Annotated in this window: 12 protein-coding genes and 1 pseudogene; 4 read left to right on the plus strand and 9 right to left on the minus strand. The window is 67.0% G+C overall.

Annotated features, from left to right (window positions below):
- The first annotated feature begins 327 nt into the window (after window positions 1–327).
- The 4 genes and pseudogenes from dnaE to BSZ36_RS08605 all read left to right on the plus strand — a co-directional run bounded on the left by dnaE (window position 328) and on the right by BSZ36_RS08605 (window position 6,288).
- The gene (gene dnaE / locus BSZ36_RS08590; protein ID WP_094547908.1) at window positions 328–3,807 is read left to right on the plus strand and encodes a DNA polymerase III subunit alpha; all 3,480 of its coding nucleotides are present in this window, start codon (window positions 328–330) and stop codon (window positions 3,805–3,807) included.
- Window positions 3,808–4,027: 220 nt separating this feature from the next.
- Window positions 4,028–4,549, plus strand: coding sequence for a GreA/GreB family elongation factor (locus BSZ36_RS08595; protein WP_094547910.1), 522 nt, complete (start codon window positions 4,028–4,030; stop codon window positions 4,547–4,549).
- Window positions 4,550–4,835: 286 nt separating this feature from the next.
- A pseudogene (locus tag BSZ36_RS19840) lies at window positions 4,836–5,228 on the plus strand (endonuclease domain-containing protein).
- Between the two features lie 25 nt (window positions 5,229–5,253).
- A complete protein-coding gene (locus BSZ36_RS08605; RefSeq protein ID WP_094547912.1) occupies window positions 5,254–6,288 on the plus strand; it encodes an SAM-dependent methyltransferase in 1,035 nt (344 codons plus the stop codon).
- Window positions 6,289–6,431: 143 nt separating this feature from the next.
- On the opposite strand, the gene BSZ36_RS08610 is transcribed toward BSZ36_RS08605, so the two are convergent.
- The 9 genes from BSZ36_RS08610 to BSZ36_RS08650 form a co-directional block, all read right to left on the minus strand.
- The gene (locus BSZ36_RS08610) at window positions 6,432–7,121 is read right to left on the minus strand and encodes an esterase/lipase family protein (protein WP_094551253.1); all 690 of its coding nucleotides are present in this window, start codon (window positions 7,119–7,121) and stop codon (window positions 6,432–6,434) included.
- Between the two features lie 158 nt (window positions 7,122–7,279).
- Entirely contained in the window at window positions 7,280–8,419 is a 1,140-nt protein-coding gene (locus BSZ36_RS08615) for an RluA family pseudouridine synthase (protein WP_094547914.1), read from the minus strand.
- Between the two features lie 81 nt (window positions 8,420–8,500).
- Window positions 8,501–9,643, minus strand: a complete 1,143-nt coding sequence (locus tag BSZ36_RS08620; RefSeq protein WP_094547917.1) for an aminotransferase class V-fold PLP-dependent enzyme — start codon at window positions 9,641–9,643, stop codon at window positions 8,501–8,503.
- Window positions 9,644–9,713: 70 nt separating this feature from the next.
- Window positions 9,714–10,148 carry an ExbD/TolR family protein gene (locus BSZ36_RS08625; protein WP_094547919.1) on the minus strand — a complete coding sequence of 145 codons (435 nt, stop codon included), beginning with the start codon at window positions 10,146–10,148 and terminating at the stop codon, window positions 9,714–9,716.
- A gap of 73 nt (window positions 10,149–10,221) precedes the next feature.
- On the minus strand, window positions 10,222–10,803 hold the full coding sequence (locus BSZ36_RS08630) for an ExbD/TolR family protein (protein WP_094547921.1): 582 nt from the start codon (window positions 10,801–10,803) through the stop codon (window positions 10,222–10,224).
- Between the two features lie 7 nt (window positions 10,804–10,810).
- A complete protein-coding gene (locus BSZ36_RS08635; protein ID WP_143536820.1) occupies window positions 10,811–11,092 on the minus strand; it encodes a hypothetical protein in 282 nt (93 codons plus the stop codon).
- A gap of 72 nt (window positions 11,093–11,164) precedes the next feature.
- A complete protein-coding gene (locus BSZ36_RS08640) occupies window positions 11,165–11,926 on the minus strand; it encodes a MotA/TolQ/ExbB proton channel family protein (RefSeq protein ID WP_094547925.1) in 762 nt (253 codons plus the stop codon).
- Between the two features lie 421 nt (window positions 11,927–12,347).
- Window positions 12,348–14,033, minus strand: a complete 1,686-nt coding sequence (locus tag BSZ36_RS08645) for a S41 family peptidase (protein ID WP_094547928.1) — start codon at window positions 14,031–14,033, stop codon at window positions 12,348–12,350.
- A gap of 193 nt (window positions 14,034–14,226) precedes the next feature.
- Window positions 14,227–15,027, minus strand: a complete 801-nt coding sequence (locus tag BSZ36_RS08650) for a glycosyltransferase (RefSeq protein ID WP_094547930.1) — start codon at window positions 15,025–15,027, stop codon at window positions 14,227–14,229.
- Window positions 15,028–15,132: the final 105 nt, after the last annotated feature.

Below are 15,132 nucleotides of genomic sequence, written 5' to 3' on the forward strand. Positions count from 1 at the left end.
TTGCTCCTCTGCGGTCGCAAAGCTGTCCCCCTCGATAGGGGGACAGTTCAGAGTGTGCTCGTCCCGCACGCTGAGTTGCGGCGTGGACCCTGTCCGGTCTATTTCGCTCTACGAACCAGCCGCGGACCAAACTGTCCCTCTTTGAGGGGGACAGAAAAACCGCCGTCCCAGGCGCGTTTTTCAGGGGGTCCGCTCAGGATGCCGCAGTGCCCACCCCTCTTGCGCCAGAGGCCGGCGCGCGCAGATTCGCGCAAGAGGCTGTGGATAACCGCCTCTGGCGAGACGTGTGTCAAACATGGATCTTGCAGGGCGCCTTCCCCCCTGCTGATGTCCGAGTTCTGCCACCTCCACTGCCACACCCAGTACAGCCTTCTCGACGGCGCGGCAAAGATCGGATCGCTGATCACGCGGGCGGCCGAGATGGAGGTATCGGCCCTGGCTATCACGGACCATGGGAATCTGTACGGCGTCCCGGAGTTTTACACCAAGGCGCGGGATGCGGGCGTGCAGCCGATCATCGGGTGCGAGTTCTACCTCACGCCGAGCGGGATGGCGGACAAGAGCGACCGGACGCGCTACCACCAGGTGCTGCTGGCGAAAAACCTGGAGGGGTACCGCAACCTCATCAAGCTGGCGTCGCTCGCCAACACCGAGGGCTACTATTACAAGCCGCGCATCGACCGGGAGACGCTTAGGAAGTACAGCAACGGGCTTGTCGCCACGACGTGCTGCCTTCAGGGCGAGGTGCTGCAGGCGATCCTGAAGAAGAGCGAGGCCGAGGCGCGGGCCGTTTTCGAGGACTACCTCGACATCTTCGGGGACGACTACTACATCGAGGTCCAGGACCACGCGATCCCGGAGCAGCGGCAGTGCAACGCGGTCTTGCAGCGCTGGGCCAAGGAGTACGGCGTAACCGTCGTGGCGACGAACGACGTGCACTACGTCTACCAGGAGGACGCCGAGGCGCAGGACGTGCTGCTCTGCTTGCAGACAGGCAAGGACCTCCACGACCCGAACCGGATGCGGTTCGAGAACGACCAGTTCTACCTCAAGAGCGAGGCCGAGATGCGGCACGCGTTCATGCCCAGCCTCGGCGAAGGCGTGTTCGAGAGCGAGATGCTGATCGACAGCGCGCTCACGGGCACGAAGGAGATCGCGGACAAGTGCAAGCTGGAGCTGCCCATGGGCGAGCTTCTCATGCCGCACTTCCCCATCCCGAGCGAGCACGACGGGCCAGACGCGTTCCTGAAGTTCCTGAGCTACGAGGGCGCCAGAGGCCGATACGGCGGCGTCGTCCCGGAGCCCGTCCGCGAGAGGCTGGACTTCGAGCTGGGCGTGATCCAGACGATGGGCTACGCCGGCTACTTCCTCATCACGCAGGACTTCACGACGGCGGCGCGCGACATGGGCGTGAGCGTGGGGCCGGGCCGTGGCTCGGCGGCGGGCAGCCTGGTGGCCTACGCGCTGGGGATCACGAACATCGATCCTCTGGCGTACGACCTGCTGTTCGAGCGATTCCTGAACCCGGAGCGCGTCTCGATGCCGGATATCGACATCGACTTCGACGACCGGGGGCGCGGCAAGGTGATCGACTACGTGGTCGAGAAATACGGGCGCGAGTCGGTCTGCCAGATCGTGACGTTTGGGACGATGGGCTCCAAGAGCGTCATCCGCGACGTGAGCCGCGTCTTGGGCGTGCCTCTGGCGGAGGCCGACCGGATTTCGAAGCTGGTGCCGGACGGCGTAAAGGTGTCGCTGGAGGACGCCAAGGGGCAGGTCAAGGAGTTCGCGGACCTCTACCGGCACGACGACCCGCAGATCCGCAAGCTGATGCACTACGCGACGGTCCTGGAGGGCTCGGCGCGGCACACGGGGATCCACGCCGCTGGCGTCATCATCGCGCCCGGCAACGTGAGCGATTACGTGCCGGTGGCCGTGCAGAAGGGCAAATCCGGCGCGCCCGATGCCGTCGTGACGCAGTACGACGGGAAGTGGATCGAGGAGTTTGGGCTGCTGAAGATGGACTTCCTGGGCCTGAAGACGCTCACGATCCTGAACGACGCGCTGGGGCTCATCAAGGAGAACCATGGCGTGGAGATCGACCTGGACGCGATCCCTCTGGACGACCCGGCGACGTACCGGCTGTTCCAGCGCGGCGACACGGTGGCCATCTTCCAGTTCGAGTCTTCAGGCATGCGCGAGTGGATGCGCAAGCTGAAGCCGACGACGCTGGACGACCTGATCGCGATGAACGCGCTCTACCGGCCCGGCCCGATGGACCTCATCCCGACGTACATCGACCGCAAGCACGGCAAGGAGACCGTCGAGTACCCGCACGAGATGCTCCGGAGCATCCTGGAGCCGACGTTCGGAATTCCCGTCTACCAGGAGCAGGTGATGCAGATGGCTCAGGTCATGGGCGGCTATAGCCTGGGCGGCGCCGACCTCTTGCGCCGCGCGATGGGCAAGAAGAAGCAGTCCGAGATGGACAAGCAGCGCGTGACGTTCGTGGCGGGCGCGGCCGAGAAAGGCGTGAGCGAGCAGAAGGCCAACGAGGTCTTCGACATGATGGCGAAGTTCGCGGGCTACGGTTTCAACAAGAGCCACTCGGCGGCCTACTCCGTGGTGGCCTATCAGACGGCGTACCTCAAGGCGCACTACCCGGCGGAGTTCATGGCGGCCGTGATGACGACGGAAATGTCGGACTCGTCCAAGATGGCGATCGCGCTGGAGGCGACGCGGCAGGCGGGCATCGACATCCTGCCGCCGTGTGTGAACCGGAGCAGCGCGTACTTCAACGTGGAGAACGGCGCGGTCCGGTTTGGCCTGGGCGCGATCAAGGGCGTCGGGCTGGGCGCGATCGAGAAGATGCTGGAGGCGCGCGAAAAGGCAGGGGGCGCGTTTGAGGACCTGTTCGAGATGGTGCGAGACCTGGACCTCCGGACGGTCGGCAAGAAGACGATCGAGGCGCTGGCGTGCGCGGGCGCGCTGGACATGTTCGAGGGGCACCGGGCGCAGCTCGCGGAGGCCGTGCCTCTGGCGTGGCAGTACGCGCAAAAGCACCAGGCCGATACGGCCGCGGGCCAGAACAGCCTGTTCGGCGGCGACATGGGCGGCGTGAGCCAGTTCGTGCCGCAGCTTCCGCACAAAGAGCCTTGGGGCAAGGGCGAGGCGCTGCGCCACGAGCGCGACCTGATGGGTTTCTACGTCTCGGGCCACCCGCTGGACGACTACGCGGCGGAGGCGAAGGCGTTTGCGAGCGTGGCGCTGAACGACACGGAGCGCGTGCCGCACGAGAGCGACCAGACGATCTGCGGGATCCTGACCTCTATCGAGCGCAAGACGACCAAGAGCGGGCGGCCCATCGCGTTCCTCACCGTGGAGGACACGGGTGGCGCGTGTGAGGTGGTCTGCTTCGCGCAAACCCTGGAGCGTTTCGGGCACCTGCTGGAGGCCGACATGCCGATGCTGGTGCGCGGCAAGGCGGAGACCTCGCGCGGAGACCTCAAGCTGATCGCCAAGGAGGTGCTGCCTATGTGGCGCGTCCGCGAGCAACTGGTGCAGGCCATCACGCTCAAGATCGACGCCTCGGGCACGACGCCAGAGGCCATCGAGGAGTTGGCGGCGTTGTGCGCAGAGCACAAGGGGGCGAAGAAGCTCTACATCGAGTTGGAGCACCCGGGTCTCCCCCGCCCCGTCCGGCTCCACGCGCGGACGGCGGTGGTGGATTTGACGCCGGACCTGATGAAGGGGCTCAACAAGCTCGTTGGGCGAGAGTCGGTCGTTCTAGAGACGGAGGCGGTTTAGCCTCTGGCGCCAGAGGTGGACGCGGTGCTCACCCAGGGCAGAACCAAGGGATCTCAACGCAGTCAAGCAGTCGTCGGCCATGGCACCAGAGTCCACTGGCGGCGGCGTTGAGATCCCTCGTCGCTTCGCTCTGTCGGGATGACACGATGGGGGGACCGGAGGCGGGCCATGCCTCTGGCGCCAGAGGCGAACGCATCTCCCTCCCACGCGTAGTCCTCCCATGAGCCGAGGATTCAAAAAGGAGGAAGCCCCCGAGGACCCCATTGTGGTCCCCCCGCGCGCGCCGCTGCCGGCGGGCGTCCCCAACTACGTCACCCCACGCGGCGAGGGCCTTTTGCGCGACGAACTCGCGGCGCTGGACGCCGAGCGGTCGGCGCTGTCCTCTGGCGGAGGCGAGGAGACCCAGCGCAAACGCGAGATCACGGCCGTAGGCGAGAAGATCCGCCTCTTGCGCCAGAGGCTCGCCCAAACGCAGGTGGTGGACCCGGAGCGCCAGAAGCCGGGCGTGGCGCGGTTCGGCGCGCACGTGACCCTGAGCGCGGCGGACGGGAACACGCGGTCGGTCCAGATCGTGGGCGTGGACGAGGCGGATGCCGCCAGAGGCTTGGTGGCGTTTACGTCGCCCATTGCGCGGGCGGTCTCGGGGAAGTCGGTCGGGGATGCGGTGGTGCTGAAGGCGGGCGGCACCGAGGAGCATCTGGTGGTGATGAGCGTGGCGTACGGCGAGGCGCCAGAGGCGTAGGGGCGGGGCTTTTGCGTGAGAAGCTTGTGGCAGTGAGGCGCGGCGTGGCTACCCCCCGCTTCGCTCGCCCGTTGGTCGCGAAGCTGTCCCCCTTGTCAAGGGGGACAATCCAGATGGAGCTCGATTCCGGCTTGTTGCCGCCTCGCGCCAGAGGCTCCGACGGAATTGTCCCCCTGAGTCAGGGGGACAGGTTTGTGACCGAACGGGAGCAAACCGGGGGGTTCCAGCCGAGCATCGTGTCACGGTCTGGACTCTGGCGTGTCTACAGCCCGAAACGCCAGAGGCGATGTTCAACCCGAAGTGGCAGAAGTCCCGACGCAAGAGGCTGCGCAACGCGAGCACATCGGCGGAGTCCACGCTCTGGCTCGCGCTGAAGAACAAACAAGTGGCAGGCCTGCGCTGGCGCCGCCAGTTCGGCATCGGTCCGTACATCGTGGACTTCTACTGCCCGAGCGCGAAGCTCGCCATCGAACTGGATGGCGCCGTTCATGCCTCGCCAGAGGCCTAGGACTACGACGACGCCCGGACTCGGCACCTCGCGGCCTCTGGCGTCCGCGTGCTCCGGTTCGAGAACCGGGTGGTGTTCGAGCAACCAGAAAGCGTGCTGGACGCGATACGGGACGCGGCCTGTCTGCGCCAGAGGCCTGAACCCGCTGCCGCTGGTGCCGGCCCGCCCTAAGTCTGGCTGGCGGGTAGCTTTGAGCATGACGCTACCCGCCCCCGACCTCGCGCGCATTGTCCGAACGGTGCTCGACCCCACGCGAGACCCGGTCACGCTTCGGCCCGAGGTCATGGAAATCGTCGCGCTGTTCGAGGCCGCGACCGAGGGCCAGTTCGTGAACCAGGGCGGCATCGCGGCAGGCGAGTCCCTGACGCCGGGCGGCCTGGCGCTCTCGCCCGTCAACGCCGCGATGTGCGCGAGTCACTACGTCCGCACGGTCGTTTTTCTCCGGGGCCTGTACACGGCGGTGCAGGACGCCAGAGGCGAGCACCCCTCGCGCCCCGCGCGCGTCTTCTATGCCGGGTGCGGCCCGTACGCGACGCTCGCCGTCCCGCTCATGGCCGTCGTCCCGCCAGAGGACGCCGTGTTCACGCTTCTCGATCTCCACGCGGCGTCGGTCGAGTCCGCGCGCCGGATCGTATGCAGCCTGGGGTTCGAGGCGTCCGTTCAGGCCTACCAGACGGGAGACATTCTGGACGTTCGGTTCGCCGAAGGCGAGCGCCCCGACATCATCGTCACCGAGGTTCTTCAGCGCGCGCTCGACCGCGAGCCGCAGGTAGCCGTTACCCGCCACCTCCTCGCCCAAGCGCCAGAGGCCCGTCTCGTGCCCGCCGAGATCCACGTCGACCTCTCCGCCGAGGTCTCGGCTCCCGACGACGTGCCCAGGCTGGGCTCCGCGTTTGTGCTGAGCCGCGAGGCCGTTGCGTCATGGGACCCGGCCGAAGCAGATCTCCTCGTCGGCGGTTTCGTCACGCTCTCCGAGCCGCTTCCGCCAGAGGCGCGGCTGGTGCTTTCGACCCGCATCCAGACGTACGGGGAGCACTGGATCCATCCCTACCAGTCCAGCCTCACCCAGCCCAAGGCGATCCCGCTTCGGGCGCCTCTGGCGACAGGATCGCGGCTCGCGTTCGCCTACGCGCTCGGCGCGGCGCCCGGAATGGTGGTGCGGCGGCTCCCTCCTCTTCGGGGCCTCGCGAGGCTTCGGCAGCGGTTCTCAGACTGGGTGCGGCCCGCGTAGGCGCGGCCGTTGTCCACCGCTTCGGCACGCAGCGCGAAGAAGACTCGGCACCTGGCGAACGACCGAATGGCGCGGACTCCGGCGCACCGCTTCTCGCGCCCGGGTTCTCGGTCCCGCCAGAGGCCTCTAGCGGGTAGCCGTGCCTACCAATTCGCCGCAGCGGCTCCCTCCTCGTTGGCAGCCACCCAATCCCGTACCTGCTTGTAGATCACCTCATTGGTGGGGAGTTCGAGGTGGAGCAGGCAATTGGTCGCGGTGTTGACGGCGCCCTCCAGGGAAGGGCTGTCCTGCGGGATGATGACGAGGTCGCAGGGCGAGCGCCACGTCGCGTAGCGAGGAGTCCCGGGCGTCTCGTCCTCCTCGTTGAGCGCGCGGAGGAAGTCGGACCCCGGGCGCATCTCGCGGCACGCGGGCGAGCGGCAGGTCAGCGCCGTGATGGTGCCGTGGCTGGGGCCTCCGAGAGAGACCCACGCGTCCACGCGCGGGCCCCCACGCAGCGGACCGACGTAGTACCGCGACGCCAGAGCGCCCATGGAGTGCGAGACGAGGTCGACGCGAGAGGCCCCGGTCTCGGCTAGGACGGAGTCGACCACGGAGGCGAGCGCCTGAGCCGTTTCCACGTTCGAGCGGTTGGTGTCGTACGACCACGCCACGAGGTACGCCTCTGGCCAACCGTCGTCCCGAAAGCGCTGCGTCATCGTCTCCCAAACCGAGCCGCTGGCGGACCACCCGTGAACGAACACGATGGGGTTGCGCTCGCGCGGATCTGGACGGGCGCCGGCGCACCCGGACGCGATGAGAGCAACGAGAACGAGGAAAAGCGGCGGTCGCATGGCAGGTGAACGCGTACAGGCAGGCGGTGCGCGATAGAACCTCTTCGCGCGCGAGATCGTGCCGCGCTGCATCTGCGCTTCGCCAGAGGCGTCGCGGGCGGAGCCTCTGGCGAGGACGCCGCGCGAGCCCCGGCGCCGAGGCGTCACCGCCGAACGGCTTACTTCCCGTCCCACTGCCCTCCGCCTTCCACCTCACGGATGCGGTCCACGACCTGCTGCATCGCGGGGTGCATGGGCGTCTCGAAGAACACCTGCTCGCCAGAGGCCGGGTGCGTGAAGCCGAGCGTGCGGGCGTGGAGCGCCTGGTGCGGGAGCGTGGCAAACTGGTTGTGGAAGAACGCCTTTCGGCTCCCTACCGATGGGCCAAAGCGGATCGTCTCACCGCCGTACGTTGTGTCGCCGAAGATGGGCCGCCCGATGTGCTTGGCATGGACGCGGATCTGGTGCGTGCGCCCGGTTTCGAGCTTGAACCGCACGAGCGAGAGGAAGCCGAGGTCCTGCTCCATCCAGTAGTTCGTCGCGGCCCACTTGCCTTCGTCTTCGGGCCGGACCGCGATCAGCTTGCGGTTGCGCGGGTCGCGTCCCAGCCACGTCTCGATGCGGCCTTCCTCGGGATCGGGGCGTCCCCAGAGTAGCGCGATGTATTCCCGGTCGATGGTGCGCTCGGCGAACTGCTTGCCGAGCTGCGCCGCGACCGTGTCGGACTTCGCGACGACCATGAGGCCGCTCGTGTCCTTGTCCAGACGGTGCACGAGGCCGGGCCGCACGGTCACGTCGCCCTCGAAGCGCGGCCCCACGTCGTCCATCGCGAGGCCCACGTCCTCGTCGGTCTCCTCGTCCAGGTCCTCCGCCGCCAGAGGCCCCGCGCCGACGTGGTGCAGCAACGCGTTGATAAGCGTCCCGGTCCTATGCCCGAACGCAGGGTGCACCACCATCCCGGCCGGCTTGTTAACGACCAGCAGGTACTCATCTTCGTAGACCACGTCCAGCGGGATGTCCTCTGGCGTCACCACGATGGGCGGGGGGCGCATGATGCGGCACACGATGTGATCGCCAGGCTGCACGCTCCACGAGGTCTTTTCGCGCGTCTTGCCGTTCACGTCCACGTTGCCGTCCTTGATGCCGCGCTGCACCTTCGCCCGCGTCGCGTTCGCGATCTTGCCCGCGAGGTACACGTCCAGGCGCACGCCCCCCTCCTGCCCCGGCGGCACGTCGATCTCGACGATGGTCTCAATCTTGTCGGGCTCGTTGCTCGCGAGGGCGGCAGCGGACTTGGTCGGGGCGGGCTTCTGGGACATAGCGGCGGCCTCTGGCGCCAGCGGCGCCCGGAGGGATGCGGGATTCGGGACGGGAGGCGAGGTCGCCTCGCTCGCCAGAGGCTACGCCACCGGCACGGACGTGCGCGCGAAGTCTCGGACCGCTTCGGCCGTCCGGTCGAGGTCGTCGTCGCTTGTCGTCGCGTGGGGGGCAAAGCGGAGCTTCCGGTCTCGGACGCTGATCCAGACGCCTCTGGCGAGGAGGTGCTCACGGAGCGCGTCGGGGGCGCCGTGCTCGTACGTGACGATGCCGGAGCGCGGCTCGCCAGAGGCTCCCCACCGCGAGAGGCCGAGCGCGTCCAGCGCGGCTCCCAGCCGGCCGCTGGCGCGCAGGACCGAGGACTCCACCTCGGCGGTGCCCGCATCGAGGAACTGCTCCACGCTCGCCAGAAGCCCCAAGATGGGCGCCGTCGCCAGCGTACCGACGCGGAAGCGCGTCGCGTCTGGGTGCACGTCCAGGCCGGTGGAGCCGAAGTCCTCCCAGTCCACGGGCCCATTCAGCCAACCGCGCATCGGCTCCAACTGAGTTTGGAGCGCGGGCGCAACGGCCACGAAGGCGGAGCCCTGCGGCCCCAACATCCATTTCTGCCCGCCAGAGGCCAGGAAGTCCAGGCCGAGTTCGTCAAACCGCATCTCCAGCGCGCCGACGCCCTGGATGCCGTCGACGGCGAGAAGCACGCCTCTGGCGCGGCACATCGCGCCCAACTCCGCCAGAGGCGCCCGGAAGCCGGAAAGGAACTGCACCCACGAAACGGCGAGCACGCGCGTCTGGGGCGTGAGCGCCGCCTCTGCGTCTTGGAGCGAGAAGCAACCGTCGGTGCACGGAATGCGATCCACCGTGACGCCGAGCGGCTCCAACGCGAGCCACGGCAGAAGGTTGGCAGGGAACTCGCTCTCGGGGACGGCCACGCGGTCGCCCGCTTTCCACGCCAGGCCTCTGGCGAGCACGTTGATCCCGTACGACGTGTTGGGCACGTACTCCACATTCTCAGCGCCCGTGCCGATCAGCTGCGCGATCGCAGCGCGCCCCGCTTCCAGGCGCGGCAAGACCGTCTCAAAGTTGTTCGGGCTCGTACGGCTTCGCTCCAGTAAATATGCCGTCATCGCCTCAACGGTCGGCGTCGCCAGAGGCCCGGTCGCGGCGTGGTCGAGGTATACGATGCCCTCGGCGGGGTATGCGGTGGCGTTTCGGAGGCTTGGAATCATGTCAGCACCAAAGAAAAACGGGGACGGCCGCAGTGACCGCCCCCGTCGGGTTCGAGCGCCAGAGGCTGGATTACTCCGCCTCGGCTGCCGTCGAGTAGTTGATCCGGAGGGCCTCCGCTTCGCGGAGCTCCTGCTGCACGTCGTACAGCGTACCCGTCTCAATCTCCTTGTCGACGTTCATCGACACGATGGTCCGCGGCTCCTCGCGGAGGCGGATGTACATCAGGTCGCGGATGTCGGTCAGGTCGTCAACGATGGCGTCGTCGACCTGCACGGCCTCCTCGCCGGTCTCCTTGTTGGCGCCGACGTAGAGGTACTTGATAAGGCGCTTCTGGTCGATCTTCTCCACCGCCGATGCCTGCGGCAGACGGTTGACGACGAGGAGTTCCGTCTCGCGGAGCACCGTCGTCACCATGAAGAAGATCAGCAGCATGAAGATGATGTCCGGCAGCGAGGCTGTCGGGATCTCCTGCTTCGCGTTGCTCTTCTTTGTGAACTTGCCCATTCAGGGAGGGGGGTTGCGGGGTGGCGCCAGAGGCCGCTCAGGTCGGCCTCTGGCGAGATGCAGTCGCGCGGGATCAGCCCTGGTCGGGCTCGGCGAGAGAGATCTTGAGCGGGAACCGGTCGGAGACCATGTCCTGGCCCTCGTCCTCTGGCGTATCCGGGTTGTCCTCGGGGAGACGGCTCCTGTAGGTCGCGTAGTCCGGCGCGCCGAACTCGCTGTTGGCGTACGAGTTGCGCACGTCGTTGTAGGCGCCCTTGATCTCGTCCAGGACCTCCACATAGCGCTCGTATGGGAGCGCGCGCTCGGTCTTGAAGGACACGACCGCCTTCTCGGCGTTCTCGGAGTAGCCCGGAAGCTGGCCGAAGTTGGTGATGTGCTTCTTGACCTCGTCGCGGATCGCGGCGACGTTCATGAACTCACCTTCCACCAACACGTCGCCGTTGTTGTTGACGAGGATGACGAGGAGGTTGCGGTCCTTGATCTCCGGGGGATCGACCGTGGAGTCGAGCTTCGGAGGGAGCTGCATGTAGATGCCCTTCTCCGTGTTGATCGTGGTGACCAGCAGGAAGAAGATGAGCAGCAGGAACGCGATGTCGGCCATGGAGGCCGTACCGATCTCCGCGTCTCGCTTCGTACGTCGTTTGAGGAGCGGCATGGGGTGGTTACTTGAGGAGGCCGCGGACGCCCGCAAAGACGAGCGCAGCGAGGCCAGAGAAGATGAGCACAACGGCGGTCATGATGAACGCCGTGGCCAGCCCATCCTCGTTGCCAGCATTGACGGCGTAGATGATGCCGAAGATGGCGAGGGGCATCACGAACGCGATGATCGCGACGGGTCCCTGCCCCTTGAGGCGGGCTGCGCCGTTCTTCACGCCGAAGATGACCATCATCAGGGCACAAACGGCGATGAGGGCGATAGTCACCCAGATAAGCGGTGTAAGCATGGGAATTCAGGCAAGCGGTGACAACAAGTGGCGGGGCGGCGTGCGCCCCGCCAGAGGCGAGTTCGGGGCGACCTAGAGGTCGACCTTGGTCACGTCGTCACCGGTGCCGAGCTCGCGCTTCGGGTTCGGCAGCGTCCGACGGTTGCCGGCGCCGAGGGCGACAGGGCGGCCCATGTTCATCAGCGCCAGCGAGTCGATGAGCTCAACCGATGCCTCCTCCATGTCGGCCGTGATGCGGTCGATCTTGGAAACGCAGTAGTTGTAGAACACCTGCAGGATCATGGCCGCGATGAGGCCGAAGACCGTGGTCAGGAGGGCGATCTTGATACCACCGGCAACGAGGGTCGGCGAGATGTCACCGGCCTGCTGGATGGCGTCGAACGCCGCGACCATGCCGATAACGGTTCCGAGGAAGCCGAGCATCGGGGCGATGGTGATGAAGAGCGAGAGCCAGACGAGACCGCGCTCGAGGAAGCTCATCTCGATGGAGCCGTAGGAGACGACGGCCTTCTCGACCGCGTCCATGCCCTCGTCGTAGCGGAGCAGGCCTGCCTGAACGACGGAGGCGACGGGGCCGCGCGTGTTGGCGCAGACGTCCTCGGCCGCGCTGACGCCGCCGTTGTCCAGCGCCTCCTTGACGCGGGCCATGAACTTCGGCGCGTTGATGTCGGACCGGTTGAGAGACAGGATGCGCTCGAAGGCGATCGCGAGGCCGATGATGAGGGCGATAAGGATGGGCCACATCCATTCGCCACCCTCGTTAAAACGGTATACGAGATCGTTGACGTACCCGGACTCGGCGTCCTGGAGCAGGAAGAGGAGGGTGAGCTTCATGGAACCTCTAGGTGGGGCAGGTGATGGCAGCCGGAGCCGCTATGGGGAGGGGGTCGGGAAAGGGGTGGGCTCGCGTCAGGAGATCGCCTCTGGCGTCAGTCGGCGCGGATCCGAGTGGAGGATCAATATCCCCATGGTGCCCAGGAATGTCAACGCAACGCGAAGCGCTGGGTGAAGGTCCCACGTTTGCGGGCCGCGCCCTGCACCCTCCCCAGACCGGCGGGTCTGCGCAGAGTTGCTCGCTCGCCATAGAAAGACGCTCACGCCCTTCTCGTTCGTGCCCCCGCACCGCGCGAAAGATCACGGACGCGCCAGAGGCGCGTTTCTACCCGATACGTTCACAGAGAAAGACGCCTCTGGCGGGTCATGTGCTCCGCGCCAGAGGCGTCGTCCCCACCAGAGGCGGACTGAATGGCAGTCGCTACAGCGACGCGAGGCGCGAGGCGGTATCCCAGAGACGGGTCGCCTGCGTCAGCGTCGGGTCGATCTGCCCGACGACCGGGAAGAAGGCGTCGATGCCGAACGTGCGGCGGGCGATAAAGGCCCGGATGCGCGTCTCGATCGTGGTGCGCGCCTCGTCGAGTTCGGCGCGCGAGATCGCGTCGGCGTCGTCCTCTCCGGAGCGCTCGTCCACGACGCGCGTGCCGGTGCGCTCGGCAAAGGCGAGGAACTCCTCCATCGTGCCTGCCGGAAGCTCATAGCCTCTGGCGAAGGCGCGCTGGCGTCCCTCCCACTCCGCTGCGATCCCCGGATGAGACGCGACGAACTCGCGCGCAAACTGGCTGTCCAGCGCCTTGCCGATTACGATCTGGCCCGTCCGCGAGAGCGTGTCGATCCCCACGACGTAGTCGGGGAAGATGCCGCCACCGCCGTAGACGGTCCGGCCGCCATCGGTTTGGTACTTGAGCGAATCCGGGAGCAGGGACGCGAACGCGTCGCCGTCCATCATGCCACCGGCCTCGATCTTCTCGGCGATGGCGTCGCGGAGCTCGCGCTTGTGCGAGAAGTAATCGTCGTCACTTTCGCCGACCTCATAGGGGGTCTGAATAAGGCGCCCGGTTGGGGTGTAATAGCGCGAGACGGTCATCTGCATCACCGAGCCATCGGAAAGCGGGAACTGCTGCTGCACGAGCCCCTTGCCAAAGGTCTGGCGCCCGACGAGCAGGCCGCGGTCGTGGTCCTGCACGGCGCCTGCGACGATCTCGCTCGCGCTCGCGCTGTTCTCGTTGACGAGCACGATCAGCGGGTCATCCTCGAACATCCCGCCAGAGGTGGCGACGTACTGACGGCGGTTGCGTGGGTGACGGCTATCGGTGTAGACGATCATCTCGCCAGCCTCCAAGAACTCGTCGGAGATGGCGTACGCCTGATCGAGCAGGCCGCCAGCGTTGTCACGCAGGTCCAGCACGAGGCGCTCCATGCCCTGAGCGCGGAGTTCGCGGATGGACTGCTTGACCTCCTCGTGGCTGGTGCGCGCAAAGCGCTGGAGCTTGATGTAGCCCGTCTCATCGTCCAGCATGTAGGTGGAGACGACGGTTTCGAGCGGGATCCGGTCGCGGGTGATCGTGAACTCCAGCGGCTGGCGGAAGCCGGGCCGCTTCACCACGAGGTCCACTCGCGTACCGCGCGGGCCCTTGAGGTACTTCTGCACGAGCTCGGTATCGAAGCCGACCGAGCTGGTGTCGTCGATCATGACGATCCGGTCTCCGGCCTCCAAGCCAGCCTCCTCGCTGGGGCCACCCGCGATGGGCATCAGGACAACGAGCGTGTCCTGATCGGCCTCGCCCTCAACGAACTCGTAGTAGATCCCGATGCCGTCGAACGTCGCGTTAAAGCTCTCGCGGACGGCGCGCATCTCCTCTGGCGAGATGTAAATGGAGTGCGGGTCGAGGTCGGCCAACATGCCCTCGATGGCGCTCTCGGCCAGCTTTGCTGAGTCCACGTCCTCGACGTAGGACTCGATGATGAGGTTGTACGCCTCTTGCACCTTCATCGACTGCTGCACGCCTTCCGAGGAGGAGAACGCGCCGCCCACCTGAAAGACGAGGGCGAGTGCGAGGGCAAGGGCACCGGTGGCAAGCGCCGGGCGGAGACGAGAGCGGGTCATGGAGTGCGGGGATGGATAGAGGCCGAACGCGGCCCCGAAAGCCGTTCGTGCCCGCCAGAGGCGGCACACGCGTCAAGATATGTGGGTGGACGCTAGGCGAGTCCGAGCGGTTGCACGCGGGCCTCTGGCGGTCGTCTGCCGCGGTCACCCCGGCGTTTCAAATGCCTTCGCCTCTGGCGCCAGAGGCTGCCATTTAGCGCACGACTTCCCACTCGGTCGACCGCGAGCGGTCGCCGAGGGCCACCCAGGTGGCGTTGAGCGCCCAGGCGCCCATCGTGCGGAACAGGCCGCGCTGACGGTACCGCCGCGGGCTCTCGTGGACGATGTGACGCCAGAGGAATGCCACGCGCGCGCCCGGGTGGCGCAGCACGCGCTTAAACAGGTCGAAGTCCTCGCCCGCTGCGAGGTGCTCGCGGTAGCCCCCGACGGCCTCGAACACGTCGCGGCGGACGGCGTGAACCTCTCCCCTGCCCATGCCGACGATGCGCAGCGTGTTGATGCCCCAATACAGAGCGTTGCACGCGCCGAGCACGACGCGCTCCATCGGCCGGGCCTCTTGCGGGTCCACAATCACGCGGCACGTGGCGGCGCCGTGGGTCCGCGCGGCGGCTGTCACCTCGCGAATAAACAGGGGCAGGTCCTCCGGCAACCCGATGTCGGCGTTCAAGAAGAGGAGCACGTCGCCCGCTTCCGCTAGAGCCTCGTGGGCGCCGGCGTTGCGCCCGGCCGCGATAGTCTGCCGGTGCGCGGCATCGTGCACCACGACGCGGTCGGCGAGGCTGAGCGCGATGGCGAGCGTGCCGTCGGTGGAGCCGCCGTCGCTGACGATGATCTCCACGTCCAGGCCGCTGGCGTGCTCGCGGAGCGGGCGCAGAAGCGTGGCGAGCGTGGTCTCCTCGTTGAGCGTCGGCACGACGACGCTGACCCGCGGGGCGGGCGGCGAGGCAGAGCGGGCCGCGTCGGGCGCGGCGATCGTGGTCGCGGAAGACGGCATGCGCGAAGGTAGGCCCGCCGCCACGCCAGAGGCTGCACGAGTCGGCAGATCTCGGCGCGGGCGAACCCGTCGGGCCGTGCGGTGTACGCGGTGCTTTCCCAGAGA

Source organism: Rubricoccus marinus (assembly GCF_002257665.1).
Classification (GTDB): Bacteria; Bacteroidota; Rhodothermia; order Rhodothermales; family Rubricoccaceae; genus Rubricoccus; species Rubricoccus marinus.

Coding starts and splice junctions, on each gene's coding strand:
- dnaE (WP_094547908.1), top strand. CDS start 328: ATGTCCGAGTTCTGCCACCTCCACTGCCACACCCAGTACAGCCTTCTC.
- BSZ36_RS08595 (WP_094547910.1), top strand. CDS start 4,028: ATGAGCCGAGGATTCAAAAAGGAGGAAGCCCCCGAGGACCCCATTGTG.
- BSZ36_RS08605 (WP_094547912.1), top strand. CDS start 5,254: ATGACGCTACCCGCCCCCGACCTCGCGCGCATTGTCCGAACGGTGCTC.
- BSZ36_RS08610 (WP_094551253.1), bottom strand. CDS start 7,121: ATGCGACCGCCGCTTTTCCTCGTTCTCGTTGCTCTCATCGCGTCCGGG.
- BSZ36_RS08615 (WP_094547914.1), bottom strand. CDS start 8,419: ATGTCCCAGAAGCCCGCCCCGACCAAGTCCGCTGCCGCCCTCGCGAGC.
- BSZ36_RS08620 (WP_094547917.1), bottom strand. CDS start 9,643: ATGATTCCAAGCCTCCGAAACGCCACCGCATACCCCGCCGAGGGCATC.
- BSZ36_RS08625 (WP_094547919.1), bottom strand. CDS start 10,148: ATGGGCAAGTTCACAAAGAAGAGCAACGCGAAGCAGGAGATCCCGACA.
- BSZ36_RS08630 (WP_094547921.1), bottom strand. CDS start 10,803: ATGCCGCTCCTCAAACGACGTACGAAGCGAGACGCGGAGATCGGTACG.
- BSZ36_RS08635 (WP_143536820.1), bottom strand. CDS start 11,092: ATGCTTACACCGCTTATCTGGGTGACTATCGCCCTCATCGCCGTTTGT.
- BSZ36_RS08640 (WP_094547925.1), bottom strand. CDS start 11,926: ATGAAGCTCACCCTCCTCTTCCTGCTCCAGGACGCCGAGTCCGGGTAC.
- BSZ36_RS08645 (WP_094547928.1), bottom strand. CDS start 14,033: ATGACCCGCTCTCGTCTCCGCCCGGCGCTTGCCACCGGTGCCCTTGCC.
- BSZ36_RS08650 (WP_094547930.1), bottom strand. CDS start 15,027: ATGCCGTCTTCCGCGACCACGATCGCCGCGCCCGACGCGGCCCGCTCT.